Source organism: Acinetobacter sp. LipI_23 (genome assembly GCF_058243045.1).
Map to the genome: position 1 here is coordinate 3,390,143 of NZ_JBZAYJ010000001.1, position 24,003 is coordinate 3,414,145.

General features: G+C 41.1%; 20 protein-coding genes and 2 pseudogenes. 13 read left to right on the forward strand and 9 right to left on the reverse strand.

Annotation, left to right across the window (positions count from 1 at the left end; translation table 11 throughout):
- Positions 1-41 precede the first annotated feature (41 nt).
- From AC4CVD_RS16705 to AC4CVD_RS16735, 7 genes and pseudogenes are all read left to right on the forward strand, one after another.
- Positions 42-200, forward strand: a pseudogene (locus AC4CVD_RS16705) (class D beta-lactamase); the annotation flags it as partial.
- A 48-nt stretch (positions 201-248) separates the two neighbouring features.
- Positions 249-863: an IS607 family transposase gene (locus AC4CVD_RS16710; RefSeq protein ID WP_005402019.1), complete on the forward strand. Its 615-nt coding sequence runs from the start codon at positions 249-251 to the stop codon at positions 861-863.
- Positions 860-2,014: an RNA-guided endonuclease InsQ/TnpB family protein gene (locus AC4CVD_RS16715; protein WP_005402020.1), complete on the forward strand. Its 1,155-nt coding sequence runs from the start codon at positions 860-862 to the stop codon at positions 2,012-2,014. The genes AC4CVD_RS16710 and AC4CVD_RS16715 overlap by 4 nt, the downstream gene beginning before the upstream one ends.
- 141 nt (positions 2,015-2,155) lie before the next feature.
- A pseudogene (gene blaOXA, locus AC4CVD_RS16720) lies at positions 2,156-2,824 on the forward strand (class D beta-lactamase); the annotation flags it as partial.
- 83 nt (positions 2,825-2,907) lie between these two features.
- Complete coding sequence (locus tag AC4CVD_RS16725) at positions 2,908-3,819, forward strand: matrixin family metalloprotease (protein WP_178896179.1); 912 nt, start codon at positions 2,908-2,910, stop codon at positions 3,817-3,819.
- 114 nt (positions 3,820-3,933) lie between these two features.
- Positions 3,934-4,308 (forward strand): hypothetical protein, encoded by a 375-nt coding sequence (locus AC4CVD_RS16730; protein ID WP_005401765.1) that lies wholly within the window; start codon positions 3,934-3,936, stop codon positions 4,306-4,308.
- A gap of 110 nt (positions 4,309-4,418) precedes the next feature.
- Positions 4,419-5,723 (forward strand): IS4 family transposase, encoded by a 1,305-nt coding sequence (locus tag AC4CVD_RS16735; RefSeq protein WP_062032364.1) that lies wholly within the window; start codon positions 4,419-4,421, stop codon positions 5,721-5,723.
- A 46-nt stretch (positions 5,724-5,769) separates the two neighbouring features.
- On the opposite strand, the gene erpA is transcribed toward AC4CVD_RS16735, so the two are convergent.
- The 4 genes from erpA to AC4CVD_RS16755 form a co-directional block, all read right to left on the reverse strand.
- Complete coding sequence (gene erpA / locus AC4CVD_RS16740; protein ID WP_004697409.1) at positions 5,770-6,105, reverse strand: iron-sulfur cluster insertion protein ErpA; 336 nt, start codon at positions 6,103-6,105, stop codon at positions 5,770-5,772.
- A 118-nt stretch (positions 6,106-6,223) separates the two neighbouring features.
- Positions 6,224-7,225 (reverse strand): putative solute-binding protein, encoded by a 1,002-nt coding sequence (locus tag AC4CVD_RS16745; RefSeq protein WP_490753537.1) that lies wholly within the window; start codon positions 7,223-7,225, stop codon positions 6,224-6,226.
- A gap of 231 nt (positions 7,226-7,456) precedes the next feature.
- Complete coding sequence (locus AC4CVD_RS16750; RefSeq protein WP_078390106.1) at positions 7,457-8,467, reverse strand: putative solute-binding protein; 1,011 nt, start codon at positions 8,465-8,467, stop codon at positions 7,457-7,459.
- A 254-nt stretch (positions 8,468-8,721) separates the two neighbouring features.
- On the reverse strand, positions 8,722-9,732 hold the full coding sequence (locus tag AC4CVD_RS16755) for a putative solute-binding protein (RefSeq protein ID WP_171263905.1): 1,011 nt from the start codon (positions 9,730-9,732) through the stop codon (positions 8,722-8,724).
- Positions 9,733-9,963: 231 nt separating this feature from the next.
- Here AC4CVD_RS16755 and AC4CVD_RS16760 point away from each other — a divergent pair, with 231 nt between their 5' ends.
- Positions 9,964-11,904, forward strand: a complete 1,941-nt coding sequence (locus AC4CVD_RS16760) for an ATP-binding cassette domain-containing protein (protein WP_130234844.1) — start codon at positions 9,964-9,966, stop codon at positions 11,902-11,904.
- Between the two features lie 638 nt (positions 11,905-12,542).
- Here AC4CVD_RS16760 and AC4CVD_RS16765 read toward each other — a convergent pair.
- Entirely contained in the window at positions 12,543-12,911 is a 369-nt protein-coding gene (locus AC4CVD_RS16765; RefSeq protein WP_490753459.1) for a hypothetical protein, read from the reverse strand.
- Positions 12,912-13,149: 238 nt separating this feature from the next.
- On the opposite strand from AC4CVD_RS16765, the gene AC4CVD_RS16770 reads away from it, so the two are divergent.
- Positions 13,150-14,301: an IS4-like element ISAbe18 family transposase gene (locus tag AC4CVD_RS16770; RefSeq protein WP_058951619.1), complete on the forward strand. Its 1,152-nt coding sequence runs from the start codon at positions 13,150-13,152 to the stop codon at positions 14,299-14,301.
- Between the two features lie 58 nt (positions 14,302-14,359).
- On the opposite strand, the gene gyrB is transcribed toward AC4CVD_RS16770, so the two are convergent.
- From gyrB to dnaA, 4 genes are all read right to left on the reverse strand, one after another.
- On the reverse strand, positions 14,360-16,831 hold the full coding sequence (gene gyrB, locus AC4CVD_RS16775) for a DNA topoisomerase (ATP-hydrolyzing) subunit B (protein ID WP_184119137.1): 2,472 nt from the start codon (positions 16,829-16,831) through the stop codon (positions 14,360-14,362).
- Between the two features lie 52 nt (positions 16,832-16,883).
- A complete protein-coding gene (recF, locus tag AC4CVD_RS16780; RefSeq protein ID WP_238893032.1) occupies positions 16,884-17,966 on the reverse strand; it encodes a DNA replication/repair protein RecF in 1,083 nt (360 codons plus the stop codon).
- A gap of 15 nt (positions 17,967-17,981) precedes the next feature.
- Positions 17,982-19,130, reverse strand: coding sequence for a DNA polymerase III subunit beta (gene dnaN, locus AC4CVD_RS16785; RefSeq protein ID WP_234304299.1), 1,149 nt, complete (start codon positions 19,128-19,130; stop codon positions 17,982-17,984).
- A 110-nt stretch (positions 19,131-19,240) separates the two neighbouring features.
- Positions 19,241-20,620, reverse strand: coding sequence for a chromosomal replication initiator protein DnaA (gene dnaA, locus AC4CVD_RS16790; protein WP_004697428.1), 1,380 nt, complete (start codon positions 20,618-20,620; stop codon positions 19,241-19,243).
- Between the two features lie 672 nt (positions 20,621-21,292).
- Here dnaA and rpmH point away from each other — a divergent pair.
- The 4 genes from rpmH to yidC are packed head-to-tail and all read left to right on the forward strand — an operon-like array spanning position 21,293 to position 23,949.
- Positions 21,293-21,427 carry a 50S ribosomal protein L34 gene (gene rpmH / locus AC4CVD_RS16795; RefSeq protein ID WP_000831329.1) on the forward strand — a complete coding sequence of 45 codons (135 nt, stop codon included), beginning with the start codon at positions 21,293-21,295 and terminating at the stop codon, positions 21,425-21,427.
- A 33-nt stretch (positions 21,428-21,460) separates the two neighbouring features.
- Positions 21,461-21,850, forward strand: coding sequence for a ribonuclease P protein component (rnpA, locus tag AC4CVD_RS16800; RefSeq protein WP_039890852.1), 390 nt, complete (start codon positions 21,461-21,463; stop codon positions 21,848-21,850).
- A gap of 9 nt (positions 21,851-21,859) precedes the next feature.
- The gene (gene yidD / locus AC4CVD_RS16805) at positions 21,860-22,180 is read left to right on the forward strand and encodes a membrane protein insertion efficiency factor YidD (RefSeq protein ID WP_004977726.1); all 321 of its coding nucleotides are present in this window, start codon (positions 21,860-21,862) and stop codon (positions 22,178-22,180) included.
- Between the two features lie 5 nt (positions 22,181-22,185).
- Entirely contained in the window at positions 22,186-23,949 is a 1,764-nt protein-coding gene (gene yidC / locus AC4CVD_RS16810; protein ID WP_130234849.1) for a membrane protein insertase YidC, read from the forward strand.
- Positions 23,950-24,003 lie beyond the last annotated feature (54 nt).

Below are 24,003 nucleotides of genomic sequence, written 5' to 3' on the forward strand. Positions count from 1 at the left end.
TTTTACATTAGGCTGATAAAAAATTTAGATCTCAGCCTTCAATGAAAAATTTACAGTTGGGACTCATCGTCCTCATTACAACCTTCGGTTCCGCATGTACAACAATAAGCCCCTCCGTAGAAACAGCTAAAAACCAACAGCAACAAAGTGCGCAGCAGCAGATCCAACAAGCCTTCGATCAACTCCAAACCACGGGGGTTTGTAACTGCTAATTGAAATCTACTTATTTCTATACTATTATATACAACATGAGTAAATATGTAAGCATTAGCGTTGCAGCTAAAACATTAGGTGTTTCCATTCAAACATTAAGGCGTTGGGATGAAGAAGGCACTTTGGTTGCAGATCGAACCCCTAAAAATCATAGACGATATGATCTGAGTAAGATCACGCCTGAGCAAATACACAAGCCCGATAGTCAACTTCAAAGGAAAACCATTGCATACGCAAGGGTATCGAGTCATGACCAAAAAGAAGATTTAATTCGACAGCAACAAGTTCTTGAAATGTACTGTGCAAATCAAGGTTGGACGTTTGAATTAATCTCCGATCTTGGTTCGGGTATGAACTATAGAAAAAAAGGCTTAAATAAGCTGCTAGAAGCAATCATGAATGATGAAATCGGACGTTTGGTTTTAACGCATAAAGATCGCTTATTGCGGTTTGGTGCTGAGTTGGTTTTTGCCTTATGTGAAGCTAAAAGCGTGGAGATCGTCATTCTTAATAAGGGTGAAAATTTGTCTTTTGAGGAAGAACTTGCTCAAGATGTTTTGGAAATCATTACAGTGTTTTCGGCAAGATTATATGGTAGTCGTAGTAAGAAAAACCAAAAGTTAATACAGGCAGTCAAAGACGCACTATGAGCCGATTCATACGAGGGCATGTAATCCAATTACTGCCAAATAATAAGCAAGCAAGTCATTTCGCTCAAGCGAGTGGTGTTGCTCGTTTGTCGTATAATTGGGCTTTAAAAGAATGGCAACGTCAATATAAAGCAGATAAGGAATATAGAGATCAGTGTGACTATTATGGCGTTCAGGTGGATAAAAAACTTCTAAATAAACCATCCGAAGCTAAAATAAGAAAGCACTTAAACTCGTTCAAGCGTGAGAAATACCCTTTCATGCTTAAAGTGACCAAATGTGCGCCACAACTTGCGATTAAGCAATTGGGTAGTTCATTTGATCGTTTTTTTAATGGTCAATCCAAATATCCAAAGCCTAGAAAAAAAGGCGTAGATGATCGCTTCTCATTATCAAATGACCAATTCAGCATTAAAGATAGAAAAATTAGTATCCCAAACTTGGGTTGGGTAAAAATGACTGAGGATTTGCGTTATCAAGGAAAAATATTATCAGCGAAAATATTTAAACAGGGTGGTAAGTGGTTTGCTTCGATTGCTGTTGAATTAAATCAGCCTGAGAAACTTCACCCCAAAACAGGTTTATCTGTTGGTATTGATTTAGGTGTTTCCAGTCTTGCCACTTTATCTAATGGCGAGGTTGTTCCATCAAGTGCGCCACTAAAGAAACAGCTTGCCAAGTTAAGACGACTTGCTAAGTCTTTTAGCCGTAAAAAGAAAGGTAGTCAAAACAGAGAAAAAGCGAAAACCAAGCTCTCTCGTTTGCACTACAAAATATCATGCTTGAGAAAAAACAATCTTCATCAAGTCACATCTGATTTAGTTAAGCGATTCGATCTGATTGCGATTGAGGATTTAAATGTGAAAGGTATGGTACAAAACCGTAAGCTCTCAAGAGCCATATCGGATATGGGCTTTTATGAGTTCAAGCGACAGTTGATTTACAAGGCTAAACAGCATGGCAAATCAATACTTTCTGTTGGACGATTCTTTCCAAGCAGCAAGATGTGTTCGAATTGTGGTGAATTAAACCAAAACCTGACACTTGCAATGCGTGAGTGGCGATGTTCATGTAACACCCTGCATCACAGGGATATTAATGCTGCCATCAATATTCTAAAACATGCAGATAAAGAATTGGTGGCTACATAAGCCACCAATGGCGGTGAGTTACACCGTGACAGCCTATGGAATTGAGGTAATCCCAAGCGCAATAGCAATTGGTTCTTGATGATGAAGTAGGAATTAAACATTAAACCCACGTAAGTAGGTTTAAGTAGGTTTTAAATAACGGTGATTGTCATTAAGGATAAGTATGGCTTACACAGCTACGGCAATGACTTGAGCCGTGCTCAGACACCCTATGTACCCGCCTCTGCCTTTAAAATGCTGAATGCCTTAATCGGACTAGAACATGGTAAAGCAACCAGCACCGAGGTGTTTAAATGGGATGGTCAAAAGCGCAGCTTCCCTACTTAGGAAAAAGACATGACTTTAGGGCAAGCCATGCAAGCATCTGCCGTTCCTGTTTATCAGGAGCTAGCACGGTGCATTGGCCTAGATCTAATGCAAAAAGAAGTACAGCGCATTGGATATGGCAATCAACAGATTGGTACCGTTGTCGATAATTTTTGGTTAGTCGGTCCACTGCAAATTACGCCTGTTCAAGAAGTCCTTTTTGTAGAGAAGCTGACCAATACGCAACTCGCTTTTAAGCCAGATGTGCAACATACAGTACAAGATATGCTAATGATTGAACAAAAACCGAATTATAAACTCTATGCAAAATCAGGTTAGTGCATGGACCTAGAACCGCAAGTGGGCTGGTGGACAGGCTGGGTCGAAACAGCAACAGGTGAAAAAGTGTATTTTGCTTTGAATATGCAAATGAAAACAGGGATTTCAGCCAGCGTGCGTGAGCAACTGATCAAACAAAATCTGACAGCACTGGGAATAATTTAAGCCCATAGAGAAGACGTATTTTTTATGTTGCAAAGGTATTTTTTACGCTAAAGTAGCTAAAAATAAAGATATATGAATGAAATATGCGTCAAAGTCTCTTGTTTGCTTTACTGTGCTTTTTAGGATTGATTCTGTATCAAAATATGCAACAGCCCCAGCTGCGTCTCAATCCACTGCTGGATCGACTCACCCATCCATTCGATCAGCGTATTCGCTATCGTATTGCGGAAGTCGATCCGCGTTTTGGTCTCAGTGAACATGAGTTAAAGTACATTAGCCAGCAAGCCACGGATATTTGGAAGCAGGGTTTGGGCCAAGACTACTTTGTCTATGACCCCAATGCTCGGCTCAGTATTCGACTCATTTATGACCAGCGTCAAGATGAGTCGTTACAACGCCGTGATCAACTGTCTAAACTGACACAAAATGAACACGGGCTGAATCAAAAAAATAATGAACTCAAAGCCATGCAGCAAAATCTGGCACGCCATTCAGGGGCTTTAGATGTGCAAAAACAGAGTCTACAGGAACTTAGCCAAAACTATAATGCCATGATCCTTCAGTATAACCAGCACGGCGGAGTCCCTGCTTCGCAGCAAGCAGCCGTACAACAGAGTTTGGCGCAGCTGCGTCAACAGCAACACGTTTTAGACCAACAAATTGCAAGCTTTAACCTGCAAGTGAATGCCTACAACCAAAAAGTAGATGAGCTGAACCGTTTAGATCAAGGTCATAATCTCGCGATTGACCAATTCAACCAGCGCTTTCAACCCCGTCTATTTGATAAAGGACTGTTCAATGGGCGTGAAATTCATATTTATGAGTTTGAGTCCAAAGAAGACTTACGGCTGACTTTAGCGCATGAATTTGGCCATGCCCTCGGCATGAAACATCATAATGATCCGAAAGCCCTGATGTACCCAATGCTAGAAGAGCAAGATATGCAGCATTTTCGTTTACAAAGTGCCGATATTGCATTGTTTAATGCCCGTTGAAATGATGAATTGCTAAAAAAATCCCCTAATTTTAATATGTGTATGAAATACAATCACAGCACATCTTGACTCGGGTTCGTGTTATTGTAAATAATTGAATATCCACTAGAAGCTTTGGAGACGAATGTGAGTTACTACCATATCTTAATCGAAGTAAATGACCACATCAGTACGATTGAAGAAACTCGTGATATCGAAATCTTTGATATTGTTGAGATTCAACCTTATCTCCATTCTATTCTATTGCCCTATTTTAATGAGCAGCTGTTAGAACTTGAAGATGAAAATTTAGAGTTTAAGGATGTTTTACATCTGGAAGTGAAACAGACGCTTTTACCGATCAATGACTTGATCGAAGAAGAACAGAAACTGTTACCGAGTGACACCGATGTCACCATTACTGCCTATGAAGTTTTTAATAACCGTGACTTAAGCCAAGATGTCACCACGATTATTTTTGACTTACTCGATGCGATTAAACTCGATTGAAAGCGAATGATTGCACATAAAAAAAGCCCTCATCATGAGTAATGCCAGTCAGTTAAGCAAAAAAAGTTAAAATGCTGTAAAAAGAGCGTATGTAAATACGCTCTTTTTTTATGAATTTATCTCAGAATCTAGATTTAACATTAAAACAAACCTTACCTTCACTTTCACAATTCAGTGAATTGATTGATTTAAACTGGATTGAAGATTGCTTAGACCAAACAGGTAAAGCATCAATTCGAAAAAGAAAACTGCCTGCTGAACATGTTGTTTGGCTGGTAATCGGACTTGCTCTATTTCGAAATCAACCGATTTGGTATGTGGTTCAACAATTGCAACTTGTTTTCGGTACGGCAGAATACTGTGTACCGAGTGCATCCGTACAAGCAAGACAACGCTTAGGCTTAGAACCCATGAGTGCTTTATTTTCGACATTAAGTCAGGCATGGTTTAAAGACTCACAACAACAATATAGCAACTTTCACGGTCTATGCGTTTGTGCTGTAGATGGTGTGGTTTGGTCTATGCCTCATACAGAAGAAAACTTTAAGCACTTTGGTTCATCCAAAGGCAAAACAGCAGCTGCACCTTACCCACAAGTTAGAGCGACTTGCCTGGTGAATACCAATACCCATGAAATGATTGATGCCCAAATGGGCAGTATGGATCAAGGTGAATTAACCTTAGCCAGTCAATTAAAAGCACCAGTTCGCAGTATTACCCTATTTGATCGTGCTTACTTCTCTGCTGATTTTTTAGTGAGCTGGCAATCTCAGGCAGAAGAGAGTCATTGGTTGATGCGAGCAAAGGACAACCTGCGTTATGAAGTGATTCATCATAATGCGGCTCATGACTTTCAGATCAAAATGCCTGTTTCAGCAAGAGCAAAAAAGATAAATCCGTCATTGGGTGACTATTGGGAAGCACGTTTAATTGAAGTTGAATATGCAGGAAAAATAAGACGTTACATTACATCATTAACAGATTCTAAAGTTTATCCATTCAAAGACCTTGCAATGCTTTATATCCAGCGTTGGGAAATAGAAATGTGTTATCGGGAAATTAAAAGTGATTTACAGGATGCAAGGATTTTAAGAAGCAAACAACCTGATTTGGTCTATCAAGAATTGTGGGGGGTATTTATTGCATATAATATCTTAAGAAGACAGATGAGGTTTATCGCTGAACATGCAAAGGTGAGTCCTTTAAGGATCAGTTTCCATGTTGCATCTATGAGTATTATCAATATCTTAAGGCACACACCTTTAGAATCAGCAGGAAACCTACCCAAACATTTAGCGCAATTATTTGAACAATCTAAAATATTTGTATTACCTGAAAAAAGGCAAAGGCAATGTCCGCGAGTAGTGAAAATTAAAGCACAAAAATATCCAAGAAAATGCCAGTCAATTTCTTAACTGACTGGCATTACTCATCATGAGGGCTTTTTTAATTAGTTCAGGTTTAGATCGAGAAAGATGAACCACAACCACAGGTCGTTGTTGCATTTGGGTTTTGCACGATGAAACGTGAACCTTCTAAACCTTCAATATAATCCACCACTGAACCGACCAAATATTGATAACTCAATGAGTCAACCAACATTTTCACATCACCATTGATAAATTCTGCGTCGTCTTCATTTTGGTTTTCAGCAAAGTTAAAACCATAAGAAAAACCTGAACAACCACCGCCCGTGACATATACACGAAGCATTAAATCTTGATTACCTTCACTGTCACGTAATTGACGTACTTTATTTGCGGCATTGTCGCTTAGTTCAAGTGCTTGGGCATTCATCTTAGATTCCTCAGTTCGGTTCAGCTGTCTTTCAAATCAAAAAGACCATATTTCGAGTATAGCATACTCAATATATGGTCCCTATTTGAATATTTAAAGTCAAATCAGACTAATTTTCTCAAGATTGTTTGTAATTTTCATCCTGTAGTCCACATTCAAAGTTTTTCGCCGCTTGCTTACAACGGAATTGCCATAACAGTTTCATCATTCGCTTATCGTAAATACCGCGGTTGGTGAGATCAATTCGTGCTTCCCGCATCATCTTTTGATAACCGGGTTGATCTGCAGCGGGCACCTGCATCCAATATTTTTGCGGAATTTCAGCTTTCATTTTACCCAAGATACCGAATGCACGCGGCAGTTGGCCTTTGACCCATTCCCGTGATTTTTGTCCATAGCCCACAGGGAATTTATCCGGACGAATAATGATATTGCCTGTGACCTGTAAAATCGGATAATTCACAATCGCCCCTTTCGTCCCCAAGCCTTTATGTAACTCTAAGGGTTTAAAAACCGCTGCAGGCGCACCAATAATATCGACTTGACCGTTATTAAACTTTGCACCAAAGTTCGTGACATCGGCACTCACAGCTTGCGCACCAATTTGTTGAACCATGACTTTTTGCGCTTGGTCATAGTCTAAAACCGCAATTTTCTTGCCTGCGGCTTTCGCTACGGTATTGATGCTACGGTCATTCACCAATAAAAAGGCATCCCCCACAGGAATCACACCTGCCACTTCATACTTACCATTGACCATATGTTTAGCAAATGTTGGGCTGGCCAAGCCTTGCATCACTTTAACCGCTAAGTTGAGATCGGGAATCGCGCCAATCGCGTCGAGTGAACCTGTAAACGCGTTAAATTGGCGCCCGCGCATGCCTGTAACACTAATGGCATCGCATTTTCCTGCTTTAAAATCCTCAGCAATCACGGCTTCATTTTGTCCGACACGCAGTTCAATATCCGCGCCCCAGTTTTTAGCCGCCAACTGATAATCTTTCATCAGGCTATACACATCACCATTTTTACCGACCAAGTCGAATACACAAACCACTTGTTTGGCCTGTGCCATCGCTGTTGCAGAAATGACTAATGTCCCGACACTAAGGCCTTTCATCCACTGTTTCATGCATCTTCCTTTTGACTTATTGTTGTTTATTGTGATGAGCCATTCACTTGTGCTCTTTGTTATTTTTTAATGCCCCGACTGACACTTCACTCGGTTCAAAACCACTCATTTCCTACGCGCTATACAAATTAGTTGCGTCAAATCGATTTAAATCTGTCGATTAAAAGCAAAAAAAGAAAGCCCAATTAAACTGAGCTTTCTTTGATTACACTCGGCAAATTACTCACCGCCCAGTGAGCATTCAAAGTTGGCTTTATCCACCGAGCAACGGGCTTTTTTCAACACCGACATCATTGCTGGATCATAAATGCCTCGTTTGGTCATATCCATCCGACCATCGCGCAGCATTTTTTGATATTTGGTTTTGTCTTCTGCTGTGAGGTTCATTTTGTATTTTGCAGGAATGCCTGCTTCTAAACGACCAATCATTGCGATGCTTTTCGGTAGGTTTTTCACAAACCAATCGCGTGATTTTTGTCCAAAGCCTGCTGGAAATTGATCTGGACGAATCACAAAGTCAGCTGTCACTTGTAGTACAGGGAAGTTAAACATGGCGCCGTTCGTGCCTAAACCTTTATAAATTTCTAGGGGTTTATAAGCATAAGCCGGTGCGCCGACCATATCAACTTGACCATTATTAAACTTCGCCACAAAGTTAGACACATCGGAAATCACTGCTTGCGCACCGACGCGTTGTACCATGATTTTTTGGGCATCGTCATAGCCCAAGACTGCAAACTTTTTACCTGCCGCTTTTTCAATGGAATTAATACTTTTATCGCGCACAAAAATAAAAGCTGAACCTAAAGGTGCAATCCCTGCCACTTCATATTTTTTACCCCCAAGATTGCTCACCATTTTGGTCGCATTACGCTGATCCAATGCAAAAGTAATCGCACGTTGTGCAATGGCATTGCTTGGAGCACCACCCAATGCATCAATAGAACCGACAAATTTATTGTACTGGCGTGCACGCATAGCAGTCATAAACACGCCATCACACTTGCCTGCTTTAAAGTCATTGTCGGCAACGGCTTCATCCTGACGAGGGATTAAATTGATTTCAGCCCCCCAGCCTTTTGCCGCCAAAGCCCATTCTTGCGCCATTTGATAGGACTCACCAGATTTGCCAAGCAAGTCAAATACACAGATGTCCACTTTGGCCGCTTGTGCTGTCGACGCTACACCCAAAGCAGAAAAAGCAGCGAGTGCGAGGGTTAATTTTTTCATTCTTGTGTCCTTGTTCGTTTTGTTGTTTGACAGGTGTCCATACACATGCAAAATATTAAGCAAGTTAAAATTAAAAAAATAGAGCATTTACTCAAAAATCACTGTCAATTGGGCAAATTTTTTTCTTTTCTCTCATTTTTCTTTTCAAAGGATTAGTAAAAGCATTTTAAATTCATCATATTAAAATAAAAATCCTACATCATCCGTTTTACATGAATGATGCTTAATATTACAAAGAAATACAGATTTTCGCCTTATTCACCGCCCAATGAACATTCAAAGTTGGTACGTTCAACCGTACAACGGGCTTTTTTCAACACGCGCATCATGCCTGGGTCATAGACTCCTTGTTTGGTTAAATCAATGCGCCCTTCCCGTAGCAAACGCTGATATTTTTCTTTGTCTTCTTTGCTGAGCTGCATTTTGATTTTACTGGGAATCGCAGCTTCAAGTCGCTGGACCATAGCAAAGGATTGCGGAATTTTTTGCAAAAACCATTGCCGTGATTGCTCGCCAAATTGAGCAGGAAAACGCTCGGGTCTGACAATTAAATCTGCAGTGACATTGACCACGGGAAAGTTAAGCATAGCCCCTTTAGAGCCTAGACCTTTTTCAATTTCTAAGGGTTTATAGGCATATGCAGGTGCAGCAACCACATCGACTTCGCCTGTATTAAACTTTTTTATAAAGTTGGAAATATCCGACATCACAGGTACAGCGCCCACTCGCTCTACCATCACCCGTTGTGCCCGGTCATAATGCAGAATGGCAAATTTTTTACCTTGCGCTTTTTCGATGGTATTTAGACTTCGGTCCTTTACAAAAATATAGGCTGAACCAATCAAGCCAATGCCTGCCACTTCATAACTGTCCCCTTGCAGCGTAGTAGTCATGCGCTTGGTATTTCTGGGATCGAGTACATATTCCACCGCCTTTTGTGCAATTTTATTGCTTGGTACTCCGCCTAAGGCATCAATCGAACCTGCGAACTTGTTATAGGTGCGCGCGCGCATCGAGGTCATATACACCGCATCGCATTTATCATTTTGAAAAGCTTTATCGGCTAAGTCTTCGTCCTGAAATGAAATCAACTGTACCTGTGCACCCCATTTTTTACTGACCAAAGCCCATTCTTCTAAGAATTTATAAGATTCCCCTGCTTTACCCAATAGGTCGAAGACACACACCTGCTGCTTCGCCTGCACCATACTTGAGAAGCCGCACAGTGCTAGCGTCGATAAAATAAAAAATCCTTTTCTTTTCATTATTATCCCTTCATATTTTTTGTTTTACTGGGGAAATATATCTGTGTGCTATTCCTCAATATAGGTCAAAAAAGGTCAACTTTTGGCTTTCCGACCAAAGGTCAAATGGTTTCATCCTCCCCTTATAAAGAAACGCTTAGAGATTTCAGTTCAGATAAATTTTGAATGTTTAGTCTTTTGCTGACGCATCCATTAGAATAGGCGCACCTTTTTCTGATATTTGATAGTTCCATGATTCAGCTTGATCAAGTTTCATTGCGCCGTGGTGGACGAGTGTTATTTCAAAAAGCCTCCATGCAAATCCATCCGGGTTGGAAAGTTGGTCTTACCGGTGTCAACGGTGCTGGAAAATCAACCCTGTTTGCTGCGCTCTTAGGCTCGATAGGTCCTGATGATGGCACCCTAAGCCGCCCTGCCGTATGGACAGTGGCGCACATGGCGCAGGAAGTAAAAGCCTTAGATATGGCCGCGATTGATTTCGTCCTGACCGGTGATGAAGAATATTGGAACATTCAACAACAGCTCAACCATCCTGAACAGTTAACTGACACTGAACTGGCTGATTTACATGGCCGATTCGACGAAATTAACGGTTATTCCGCGCCCGCTAAAGCCGCTCAGCTTATGGCGGGTCTGGGTTTTATGGAACATCAAAACCAACTCTTAGTTTCGAGTTTCTCTGGTGGATGGCGAATGCGTTTAAACTTAGCGCGTACTTTGATGAGCCGTTCGGATCTATTATTACTGGATGAACCAACCAACCACTTAGATCTCGATGCTATTTTATGGTTAGAAGATTGGTTAAATGCCTATACGGGCACCCTAATTTTAATTTCGCATGACCGCGATTTCTTAGATGCCATTACCAACCGTATTTTGCATATCGAAAATCAAGAACTCACCCTCTATAGCGGTAACTATTCTACCTTTGAAACCACTCGTGCAGAACGCTTAGCACAACAACAACAAGCCTATGAAAAGCAGCTCGAAACACGGGCACATATTCAAAAATATATTGACCGTTTTAAAGCCCAAGCCACTAAAGCACGTCAGGCACAAAGCCGAATTAAACAATTGGAACGGATGCAGCTGCTTGCGCCTGCACATGTCGATACCCCTTTTACCTTTAGCTTCCGTGAACCCACTAAAATGAGTTCACCACTGCTGACTCTAGAACAGGCTGATATTGGTTATGGTGAAAAACTGATTGCCACCAATATCAACATACAAATCACCCCGACGAGCCGGATTGGCTTATTGGGGATGAATGGTGCAGGTAAATCGACTTTAATCAAATCTTTGGTCGGTGATTTACCTTTATTGGCAGGACAACGTAAAGCCTCAGAACTGCTAAATATTGGCTATTTTGCGCAGCATCAAATGGATTCACTGGATGAGTCGGCCAGCCCAATGCTGCAATTGGCACGCATTGCGGATAAAAAAATCAGTGAAGCGACCTTACGTGCCTTTTTAGGCAGTTTCGGCTTTAGTGGCGAACGGATGGATACCCCTTGCGAGAGTTTCTCTGGTGGCGAACGTGCACGTTTGGCACTGGCTTTAATCGTGTGGTTACGTCCCAATGTCTTGATTCTAGATGAACCGACCAACCATTTAGACTTAGATATGCGCCATGCCCTGACCATGGCTTTACAAGACTATGAAGGTGCTGTGGTCTTGGTTTCGCATGAACGCCAACTGATTGCCAGCGTGTGTGATGACCTCATTTTAGTCCATGCTGGAAAATCGACCGAATTTGAAGGTGATCTACACGATTATGCCAACTGGTTACGCCAAGCGCGCCTAGAAATGATTAAACAAGGCGGAATCGTAGCGCCGATCGTGTCTAAAGTCAGCACTCAAAAAACTATCGTTTCTAAAGTTGATAAAGAAGCGCAGCGTAAATTGGCCGCACAACGCCGTGAACAAACGCGCCCGATTCGTAAAAACATCGAAAAATGTGAAAACCTGCTGGCAAAACACCAGCCACGTTTACTCGACATCGAAAGTTTACTCGGTGATGCTGGCCTATATGATGCTGCACGCAAAGATGAACTCATGAAACTGATGAATGAGCAAACCGAACTTAAAAACCAAGTCAGTGAAGCTGAAGAACAAATGCTAGAGCTGATGATGGAACTTGAAGAGCTCGAAAGCTCATTCGAAAACGAATAATCTTTCCTCATACACCCTGCCCGCTCTGTTTATGCATGGCGGGCATTTTTATGTCTTAACCATTTTGATTTATTTACTTTGCTGCAACACCAATCGATCTCGAAAAACGTGCCTTTTCGGTCTATGCATATAACTCAATAGGAAATGCACCCACATAGTCTGAGCATTTTAAATAATTTATAAGTGATTGAAATTAAAATTATTTCTTAATAAATAAAGCGATAAATTGATTGATTTTTATTGTTTAGATATTCTTAAAAAGCAAAAAACAAGATTGTTTAATTTAGCTTAATTAATTGAATATTCAACTATATACAGCCCTATTTCCGTGAATTTCACAGCTTAAAGCCAAATACAACCTTCACAACAGACAGCGAATATCCATCATGTTCAGACATGCACCTTTCAGTACAACAAGTTTTGAATTTAAAAAGAGGGAATAAATTTAAAAGATCGATTTAAATTTAAAAATAAGACATGGTTTTAAATTTAAAGACTGTACCTAGAACAACTGTGGATAAAATTATACGTATTTTAGCAGCTGATATAAAGTGCTATTTTTATTTATCCACAGGCCAATGCTGTTTATTTATTCAGTTGTTTTAGGCAAATCCATCCTGTTTTTGCGCTCTTTTTCCTTAATTTAATACGGCTCTTTGCGCCTTTAGAAAACGTAATTCTTGTATTTTCCAACCCTGATCAAAGGCCCATGTTTCTTGGATTTGTTGGCGATTTTCAACCAAACCGATCAACACCTGACAGCGTGTTTGGTCACGGTTAAACTCAAATTCTTCAAATTCGACGTCGGGTTTTTGAGGTTTCCAAACGCCATTTTTCACAGCATGTGCGATCTTTTCATAACGCGTATAGTTACTCTCTACACGATCAGCTTGCTCATAGACCACTTTAAAATGCTCATCTTCATATTGAGCTAAAACTTCATAATTGCCCGTAAAAAATGCATTCACCCAAATGTCGCGTACTTGTTCTAGTTGATTATCCATCATAATGACCTCACATTTTGCACTGTGCAAAAGACTTGATACTCACATCATGACATCGCTATAAGTCAGTTTAATAACAGTGTGCATTGCTTATATTTTATTCAAAATCATAAAAAATGCTGTAAAAAAAAGCACCCCGTAGGGCACTGCTGTCCCATAGTTTGCTTTAAATAAAAAAACCTGAGTCCTAACAGTTAAAATATGAGTGCAAACAAACACTTTAACGACCAGGATTCAGGTTTTGTCACATCAGAATACCGTATTTCATGAGCTAATTAAACCTGTTGTGCGACAGGATTTTGAACAACTTGCTAAAGTACACCATGTTGGACAGAAATTTAGAGCGGCTTCCCGGTGGGATCAGTTTATTGCCATATTGATGTCTCAATTCTCTTGTAGGCAAAGTCTGAGAGATATTCAATCCAATTTGGAGTGCCAACAGGAAAAGCTAAGTCATCTCGGAGCAAAGTCTATTCCCCGAAGCACGCTGGCACGAATCAATGAGCAGCAGCCTGCTGCCTTGTATCAACAGCTATTTTACAAGTTGCTTAAATACTATGAACACTCAAAAGTAGCTCATAAATTTCGCTTTAAGAATCCCTTGTATTCCTTGGATGCCAGTCATATTGACCTGTCGCTTTCCCTATGTGAATGGGCCAAAGTTCACGACTCAAAAGCCAGCATGAAACTCAGTATAGGATTGAATCACAGCAATGATATTCCTGAGTTTGTTGCAGTTGAAAATGGCAAAGAAAATGACATGGTACAAGGCCGCAAATTCCAGTTTCCTGCTGGCAGCATTGTAGTTTTTGATAAAGGCTATGTCGATTACCAATGGTATGCAAATCTGACTGCTCAAAACATTGGATTTGTCACACGTTTTAGGCCTAAATCTGTGTATCAGGTGATCCAGCAACATCCAGTGCTTGAATCCAAAGGTATTCTAAAAGATGAAACCATTCAGCTGAATAGCGCACATGCCCTAAAAAGAAAAGCCCCAGTGTTAAGAAGAATTGAATATAGAGATCAGCAAAGTGGCAAGCACTTTAGCTTTCTCAGCAATAACTTTCATTTAGCCGCCTCCACCATTGCGGCGATTTATAAAGATCGTTGGAAAGTTGAGCTGTTCTTTAAGGCGATTAAGCAGAATCTCAAATTAAAAGCGTTTCTAGGCCGCAGCAGGAACGCAATTCAGACACAAATCTGGATTGCGATGATCGCCTATTTATTGGTGAGTTTCGCTCAACATTTAGGAAAAACAGGTTGGACAGTTCAACGTTTACTCAGAATAATTCAAGTGAATTTGTTTGAAAGAAGAACTTTAAAAGCTTTATTTTCACCCGATAAAATACCCATAAAACAAGAGGAAGCTCATTTGAGCTTTCTCTTGTGAAAAATTGTGGGACAGCAATGCCCCGTAGGGTGCTTTTTTGGCTTATTTTGTAAAGCGCTTAGGCATCAATGTCCGCATTCAATGCATTTTCCTCAATGAATGCACGACGTGGTTCCACATCGTCACCCATCAAACAAGAGAACATACGATCGGCTTCAATCGCATCCTGAATGGTAACTTGCAACATGTTACGGTTTTCAGGATCCATGGTAGTTTCCCAAAGCTGGTCCGCATTCATCTCACCCAAGCCTTTATAGCGTTGAATCATCATGCCACGACGCGAATCAGACAAAATATGCTGCCATACCTGATGGAAGTTAGTGACTGCAATCTTGCGATCACCTTTTTGTAGGTATGCGCCATCTTCCAACAACGTGAACCAACTCTTGGAGTTTTTCAACAAACGTGCATATTCACCAGAACCCAATAAGCCTGCATCTAATAAGTAGCTGTGCGGCAGATTGTGTACATAGATGGTGATACGAGGCAAGTAAGTCTCGATCTTTTGACCATCTGCCAGTTCTTTTTCAAACGTTTCTAAGCTTAACTCAGGACGCAAGCTCGGTTGAATCTCTGCCACAGCACTGCGCACTTGTTCAGCCCACTGCTCAACATAAGCTCGGTCATGGTTTTGATCAAGCTTAAAGCCTTCAACCGAAATCAACGCATCTAAGACACTGGCAGGATAACGCACAGTTAAACGCTGTAAGCTCTTCTGAGACGTTTGATAGTCTGCAATCACATTCGCTAAAGCTTCACCACGGATTGCAGGTGCAGCAGCACTGATATGCAATTCAAGCTCATCAATCGCATTTGAAATTAAATAGGTTTCAAGCGCATCATTATCTTTAAGATACTGCTCTTGCTTGCCTTTTTTCAGCTTATACAGCGGTGGCTGAGCAATATAGATATAACCACGCTCCACCAGCTCAGGCATTTGACGGAAGAAGAAGGTCAACAATAGGGTACGAATGTGCGAACCATCCACGTCAGCATCGGTCATGATGATGATTTTGTGATAACGCAATTTGTCCGGATTGTACTCTTCACGACCAATACCACAACCCAATGCTGTAATCAGCGTGCCGACTTCTTGAGATGAAATCATCTTGTCAAAACGCGCACGTTCCACGTTTAAGATTTTACCTTTCAACGGTAAAATCGCTTGCATCTTACGGTTACGGCCTTGTTTTGCTGAACCGCCTGCAGAGTCACCCTCGACCAGATACAATTCAGATAATGCAGGGTCTTTTTCTTGGCAATCTGCGAGCTTACCTGGTAAGCCTGCAATGTCTAACGCACTTTTACGACGCGTCATTTCACGCGCTTTACGTGCTGCATCACGAGCACGTGCCGCATCAATGATTTTTCCTGCAATTGATTTTGCAGCTTGCGGGTTTTCAAGCAAATATTCAGAGAATGATTTATTCATTGCCTGCTCAACCGCAGGTTTCACTTCACTTGAAACCAACTTTTCTTTGGTCTGAGAAGAGAACTTCGGATCAGGCACTTTCACTGAAACAATCGCAGTTAAACCTTCACGTGCATCATCACCAGAAACCGCTACTTTCTCTTTTTTGAGTAAGTTTTCGTTTTCCATGTAGCTGTTTAGACCACGCGTTAATGCCGCACGGAAACCCGCTAAATGCGTTCCACCATCTTTTTGTGGAATGTTGTTGGTAAAGCAACGTACATTTTCTTGATAGGTATCATTCCACTGCAACGCCACTTCTACACCAATGCCATTTTCAGCCTGTACGGTGAAATGGAAAATGTCGTTCAGATGGGTTTTGCCTTGGTTAATATATTTCACAAACTCAGACAGACCGCCTTCGTAGTCAAACACATGTTCTGCATGAATACGCTCGTCACGCAAAACAATGCGCACGCCCGCGTTTAAGAAAGACAATTCACGTAAACGACGCGCTAGAATATCGACATTGAAAATGGTTTGGCTAAAAGTTTCAGCACTTGGCCAAAAACGGACAGTTGTTCCTGTGGTATCCGTATCCCCCACAACAGTCAGTGGGTAAACCGGATCACCGTGTTTATATTCTTGTTGATGAATATGACCTGCACGATGAATCGTCAGTTCCAACTTACGTGACAAGGCATTCACAACCGATACGCCTACACCATGTAGACCACCTGAAACCTTGTAGCTATTGTCATCAAACTTACCACCTGCATGCAGAATGGTTAAAATCACTTCTGCGGCAGAAACCCCTTCTTCAGGGTGAATATCGGTCGGAATACCGCGCCCATTGTCCGATACGCTTACAGATTCATCTTCGTGAATCGTCACCAAAATTTCATCACAGTGACCTGCAAGCGCCTCATCGATCGCATTATCCACCACCTCAAACACCATATGGTGTAAGCCTGAACCATCATCCGTATCGCCAATATACATACCCGGACGTTTACGTACTGCGTCCAATCCACGTAATACTTTGATACTAGAGGAATCATAAGCTTTTTCTGTGGTTTGTTCCGTTTGAGAAGCAGCTTGTTGATCTTCTGAACTCATGGTTTCTCCCTAGCGAAAAATAGGTCTATCCCGTGATGGGTAAAATCTAAAATCATTGTGCGACAACTTGAACTTGACCGTTTTCAACACAGAATAATTGATAAGAAATAGATAAATCATGTAAGTGATTTTTGACTGATTCATACTCTAAAGTGGTAATAAAAACTTGACTACCCAGTTGGCTCAATCGCTCAATTAAACGTTGTTGTGCTGTTAAATCTAATTCTGCTGTCAGATCATCTAATAATACCACAGTTTCCTTATTACAAGCATGTAGCATTGCAATCTGTGACAGTTTTAAGGCTATGATTAACAGCTTTTTTTGTCCACGTGACAGTACGACATCGGCATCGCCAAGGCTTGTTTTTAAACGCAAATCTGCCTTGTGTGGACCATACTCGGTATATCGCCGTTCAAGGTCTTTTTGATGGTGACTTTGCAGGTCATTCAGTAACCCTAACTCGGTATGAAAGCCAGGGCTATATTCTAACTGAACCTCGATATCTGGCAGCAGGTGTTTTAAATCTTGCTCAAAAAAGCCCTTCCACTGCTCCACAATGCTGACGCGCTGCGAATGCAACATTTCCCCATAATCACACAGCATTTTGTTCCACGGCTCCAAATCTGCCAGACTTAGATTCCGTCGTGTTTTTAGTAAACTATTACGCTGTTTTAAAGCACGTGAATAATATTGCCATGCATGATAAAACTCAGGTTCCACGTGGAACATCAGCCAATCTAATAGTTGCCGTCTAGGCTTGGCACCATGATCAATAATATCGGTACTTTGCGGATCAATCAGTTGCAAAGGAAGAATTTTAGCCAATTGACCTTGAGTGGCAATGTTGTCGCCATTGACCTTGATGAGCTGTTCACCAGACAACAGCTTTTGCATCCCTATTTTTTCAGAACTGGATTGGGCAAAGACAATCGCGTCTTGGGTGTCGGTTTGAATATAGTGTTTCGGAATATGGGTCCGAAAGGAACGCCCAGTCGCCAACAGATGAATGGCTTCTAAAATTGAGGTTTTACCTGAACCATTTTGTCCATAAAAAACATTAAACGGTTGCAATCCATGGAGAGCAACCGTTCTGAGATTTCGAACACGTTCGATGTTTAAACGCGTGATTTGCATGCCTGAACCTAGGGCTTAAACACGCATTGGCATGACCACATAGGTCTGATCTTGATGAGCTGGATCTTGCACTAGAACCGATTGATTTGCTTCGGTCATCGTCATTGACACATCATCACCATCCAATGCGCCTAAGACTTCCAAGATATATTGGGCATTAAAAGACATTTCCATTGGCGCATTATTATATTGAATCGCCAAATCCTCTACGGCTTCGTCTTGCTCTGGGTTATTGGCACGCAGCTGCAAAGTGTCTGCGGCAAAGTTTAAGAACACACCACGTAGTTTTTCATTACTTAAAATCGAAACACGTTGTAAAGATTGCTTAAAGACATCATGTGCAATTAACACATTTTTATCCCCACCACGTGGAATCACACGGCGATAATCAGGGAACTTACCGTCAATCAGTTTTGTGGTGAAACGAACCGTGGTATCCCCTTGTTCTTTGTCACGACTGGCAATAGAAATAGTCACATTCAATAGTTCACGACCGATTAACAACGCCAATTGTTCATCTTCAATGCTCAATAAACGTTGTAATTCGCCCACTGCTTTACGTGGAACAATCGCTTGAATCAATTGAGTGGCATTTGAGCTAGCGACAGTTTCACACAGAGCTAAACGGTGGCCGTCTGTGGTCACTGCACGCAGTTGATTATTATCAATTTCAAGTAAGGTTCCCGTGAGATAAAAACGCACATCCTGCACCGCCATAGCAAATGCAGTTTTTTCAAATAGGCGCTTTAATTCACGCTGTGTCACCGCAACTTGCGTGCCTTGCGTGTTCTCTGTGGTCAATAACGGGTAATCTTCAGCGGGTAAAGTCCCCAACACAAAACGGCTATTACCAGACTTTAAAATACAACGCTGATCTTCAGTAATTTGTAAGTCTATCAGTGCTGCAGTCGGTAAAGATTTGCAAATATCCATCAACTTACGTGCAGGAACGGTCGTTTCACCCGCTTGTAAACACGCCCCTTCTGTAAGAGGGGTACTTGCAACCAATTCGACCTCTAAGTCCGAACCTGTAATCGTCAACGACGCTTGGCTCACTTGCACTTTAACATTTGAAAGAATGTTTAAAGTATGGCGACGTTCAACCGCTCCTACGACATGTGATAGAACATTAAGTAAGCTTTCTTTCGCGATTTTTAAACGCACGATACATTCCTCGAAAAACTGAAGATAAAATAATAAATAAATGTGTTTTTAGCAGTGTACTATGCGGCAGAACATGCCGCATTGCAAGAATAGAATTTGAGCAATTTTGCTTAACTTTGCAGCAAGCGTTGCAAGTTTTTATAGTCCTCATTGAAGATCGGATCTTCATCGCGCAGACTTAAAACTTTTTCACAAGCATGCATGACGGTACTGTGATCTCGACCGCCAAAGGCCATACCAATTTCAGGGAAACTGTCTCCCGTTAACTCACGTGCCAAGCCCATTGCCAATTGGCGTGGACGAGCATAAATACGGGTCCGTTTAGGCCCAACCAACTCTTTGAGTGGAATTCTAAAGTACTCACTCACCACACGTTGAATATTTTCAGTACTGATGGTTCGTGCACGAATGGCCAAGACATCTTTTAATGACTCACGCACAACATCCAAATCAATAGCTGTACCCTTAAAGCGTGAAATGGCCACCACTTTATTCAGCGCACCTTCCAATTCACGTACGTTTGCAACCACTTGTTGCGCAATAAATAACGCACAGTTTCGTGGTAATTCCACATCATTGCTTTCTGCTTTTTTCAGCAAAATTTCAATACGGGTTTCAATATCTGGTGGCTCAACCCCAACCGACAAGCCCCAAGAAAAGCGTGAAACCAAACGTGGATCTAATTCCGTTAATTCTTTTGGATAGCGATCTGAAGTCAGAATAATTTGCTTAGATTCATCTAAAAGTGCGTTAAAAGTATAGAAAAACTCTACTAAACTCGCCTCTTTACCCGCCAACAAATGAATATCATCGACCAACAATAGATCTAAAGATCGGCAATTTTTTTTAAATTCTTCCACTTTGCCTTGTTGTAAAGAACTAACAAAATCTTGAACAAAGCTTTCTGCCGTCATATACATGACACGTGCATTCGGTTTGGCTTGCAACAAGGCATTGCCCACTGCTTGCATTAAGTGTGTTTTACCTAAACCAGTCGGGCCATATAAAAATAAGGGATTGTGCTGAGAAGCACCTAACTGAGTTAAAACCTTACGACACGTTTCAGCAGCCATTTGGTTTGAACGACCTTCCACAAAAAGTGAGAAGGAAAATAAAGGATTTAACTGACGTTTACGGCTGTTTTTAGAATTCCCTTCTTCTTTTTCTTTTTTCGGACGCACAACAGGTGCTGGAGCAGACTCTAAAGCTGCAGTCGTCGTTGCAGGTTGCTCACTCGCAGATAAAATTGCACCCGGGCGTGAATCGACTAAAATTTCAACTTTACGTACACGCCCTTCAGAGAGCTGCTCCACTAAAATTGTAATCAATTCTAGGTGATGTTCTTGAATGTAACGTGTCCAATAGGGATTGGGAGCATAAAGACGTAGTGTGTCATTTAACTCTTCTGCAACTAAAGGGCGTATCCACATTGTAAAGACATTCCCAGAGAGCTCTTGTCGCAAGCGAGTTAAGCAGTCCGTCCAAAGCATGTGAAACCCCTATTCATTCCATCAATAATTAATAAAAACACTATGTACCCACCGAAGCGGGTCGCCATTCTAACCAAGTTATCCACATCTGTCATGGAAAATTCTGCAGATATTGCTCAAAAAGCCTGCTTATGAAAATAAATTTAAATTCAAATACTGGTGTGGATAAGTTTATCCGCAAACTGTGGATAGAATATAGCACAAAGTTATCCACAAACTATTAATTTTATAAAAACAATCTTATCCACACCATATTTTATTGTTTTATAATTAAAAAAGTGTCATTTCCACAGAAAAAGGCCACCCTAATAGTAATAAATTTAAATTTATAAATTTGAATTTATTTATAAGAGACTTGTTTTCTGGGGATAACTGGAGATCCAAAATGAATTTAAATTTAAAAACATGCACAGCAAGTGAATTTAAAGACTTGTGGATAATTGTGTGGGTAATCTTGTTGGTAACTTATATCACTTTAATAAACAATAATCTAGGTTGTGTATAAGAAAAAAGTGCAGTTGTTTAAATGTTATCGAGAAAAGAGCAAGCTCAAGCTGCTGTTACAAATAAAAAGGCTTAATTTCACAAGAAAATCGGTTTCCCATTGACAGCTCAAGCAATGAACACTAAACTCGCGAACCTTCATTGAATGATCATTTTTGGAGTTTCGATATGAAACGTACATTCCAACCATCTGAATTAAAGCGTAAGCGCGTTCATGGTTTCCGTGCTCGTATGGCTACTAAAGCTGGTCGCCAAGTATTAGCTCGTCGTCGTGCAAAAGGTCGTCACAGCTTAACTGTTTAATTAATAGTTAAGGCTTAAACGATTTTGGGTGTTATGACTACACTTTATGGCTTCAGCACAGAGGTTCGTATTCGCTGTGCTGCCGATTATAAAAGTGTCTTCGATGGTGCGCTTTTTAAAGTGCATCAGCCCCATTTCTTATTTCTAGCAAAACTGACCGAACAACCTCAAAGTCGTTTGGGTATTGTTGTTGCTAAAAAGAAAGTGCGTCGTGCACACGAAAGAAATAGAGTAAAACGTTTGGCTCGCGAAAGTTTTCGCTTGCATCAACAGCAATTAACTTTAGATATTGTGGTTATGCCTAAAATGGGGATAGAAACAGTGCCTAATGCAGAGTTGCACCAGCAATTACAATTTGCTTGGCAAAAATTACAACGTCTTGCCAAAAAGCATCAAAAAATAGCTCCCTCCCTGCAAAAGTAGAGATGGCCAATGGTCCGGTTACTGCATTGGTTAATTCGATTTTATCAAATTGCGATTAGTCCTTTACTTGGACCGCGTTGTCGTTATATCCCTACATGTTCTCAATATTCATTGGAAGCAGTCCATACACATGGTGCTGTGCGTGGTGTGTGGTTGGCTACTAAACGTATTTGCCGTTGTCATCCTTGGGGTGGATCGGGGTATGACCCTGTTCCAAACAAAAGGATTCGTTTTATCTCTTTTCAGCAAATAGATTCTCAAAAGCATCTGGTTGCTGTACCCTTTCGTGATTGTTTCTTGAACCAAAATCACTCTAACCACTTGGGGTAATCGATATGCAACAATGGGCCAGGTTTGCCATTCTCGGGGCCATGTTTGTTGTCGCTTATTTGCTCATTTTGGCTTGGCAAAAAGATTATGGACATGCTGAGACTCAGCCACAGCCACAACAGGCTGCAGCAGTTTCACATGAAGTATCTGCAGATTTGCCAAATGCTCAAACGGCTTCAGCAGCGTCTGATATGCCACAAGCAAATATCGCGACTCAGCAACCAGCTACAGAAGCAAAAGCATCTGTAAATCAACAGCTTATTTCAGTACAAACTGACCTTTATCATCTTTGGATTAATCCTAAAGGTGGTGATATTGTTCGTATTGAATTGTTAAACCATGACAAGAGCAAAGACAGTAACGAAGCATTTGTCATGCTTGAAAGTGATGCAAAACGTACTTATGTGGCGCAGTCTGGTTTAATTGGTCTTAATGGTCCAGACAGTAACCGTAGCGGTCGTCCAATGTATGAGATTGAAAAATCTGCTTATACATTGAATGATGCCAAAGCGGTTCAAACTGAAGATGGAAAAAGCATCAAAGTGTTAACCGTACCGATGGTACTGAAAACAGCTGATGGTGTGGAAATCATTAAAACCTTTACCTTTAAGCAAGGTGAATATCCTGTTGTTGTGAACCATAAAGTGGTGAACCGCAGTGGTCAAAACTGGCAGGGTCAAATGTTTGGTCAACTCAAACGTGACAACTCTGATGATCCAGGCAAATCGGATCAAGGTATTTTCACGCTGGGCACTTTCTTAGGTGGTGCTTGGGGTTCGCCTGAAGAACATTATAACAAGCTTAAATTTGCTAACTTCAATGAAGAAAAATTGAATGTTGAAGCAAAAGGCGGCTGGGTTGCTATGGTTCAGCACTACTTTGTGAGTGCTTGGATTCCAGGTGACTTAAAATTGACGCAAGCCAATGGTCAACCTTATGTCGCGAAATTAGAGTCGCGTAAGTCAACGGATGATATGAATATCATTGGTTTTACTTCACCGACGATTACTGTACCTGCTGGTACAGTGGCTGAGATTGACGCGACCTTCTATTCAGGTCCGAAAGTTCAATCTGAGTTAAAAGAGCTCGCAACAGGTTTAAACCAAACTGTTGATTATGGTTGGTTATGGCCAATTGCTAAATTATTGTTCTTGGGTCTTGAGTTCTTCCACGGTTTAGTGGGTAACTGGGGCTGGGCAATTATTTTGTTAACGGTCTTGGTGAAACTGATTCTTTGGCCGTTGTCGTCTAAGAGCTATCGCTCAATGGCGAAAATGCGTGTCATTGCACCTGAAATGCAGCGTATGAAAGAAGAGTTCGGTGAAGACCGTATGCGCTTCTCTCAAGAAATGATGGCACTGTATAAACGTGAACAAGTCAATCCGCTTGCGGGTTGTTTGCCATTGTTATTACAAATGCCAATCTTCCTTGCGTTGTACTGGGTGTTGATGGAGTCTGTTGAGCTTCGTCATGCGCCATGGTTACTTTGGATTCAAGATTTGTCAGCGATGGATCCGTGGTTTATTTTACCGCTGTTAATGGGCGCAACGATGTTCATTCAGCAGTCTTTAAACCCACAACCGGCTGATCCAATGCAAGCGAAAGTTTTCAAAATCATGCCGATTGTTTTCACAGTCTTTATGTTGTTCTTCCCTGCGGGTCTCGTGTTGTACTGGATTGTCAACAACAGTATTACGATTATTCAGCAGACCTTGATCAACAAATCTGTTGAAAAAGACCGTTTGAAAAAGGAAAGTGCGTCGAGTTAATCGAGGCAACTTTTTGCGAAAAGCTGAATAAATCCGCTTAAGATGGTAATCTTA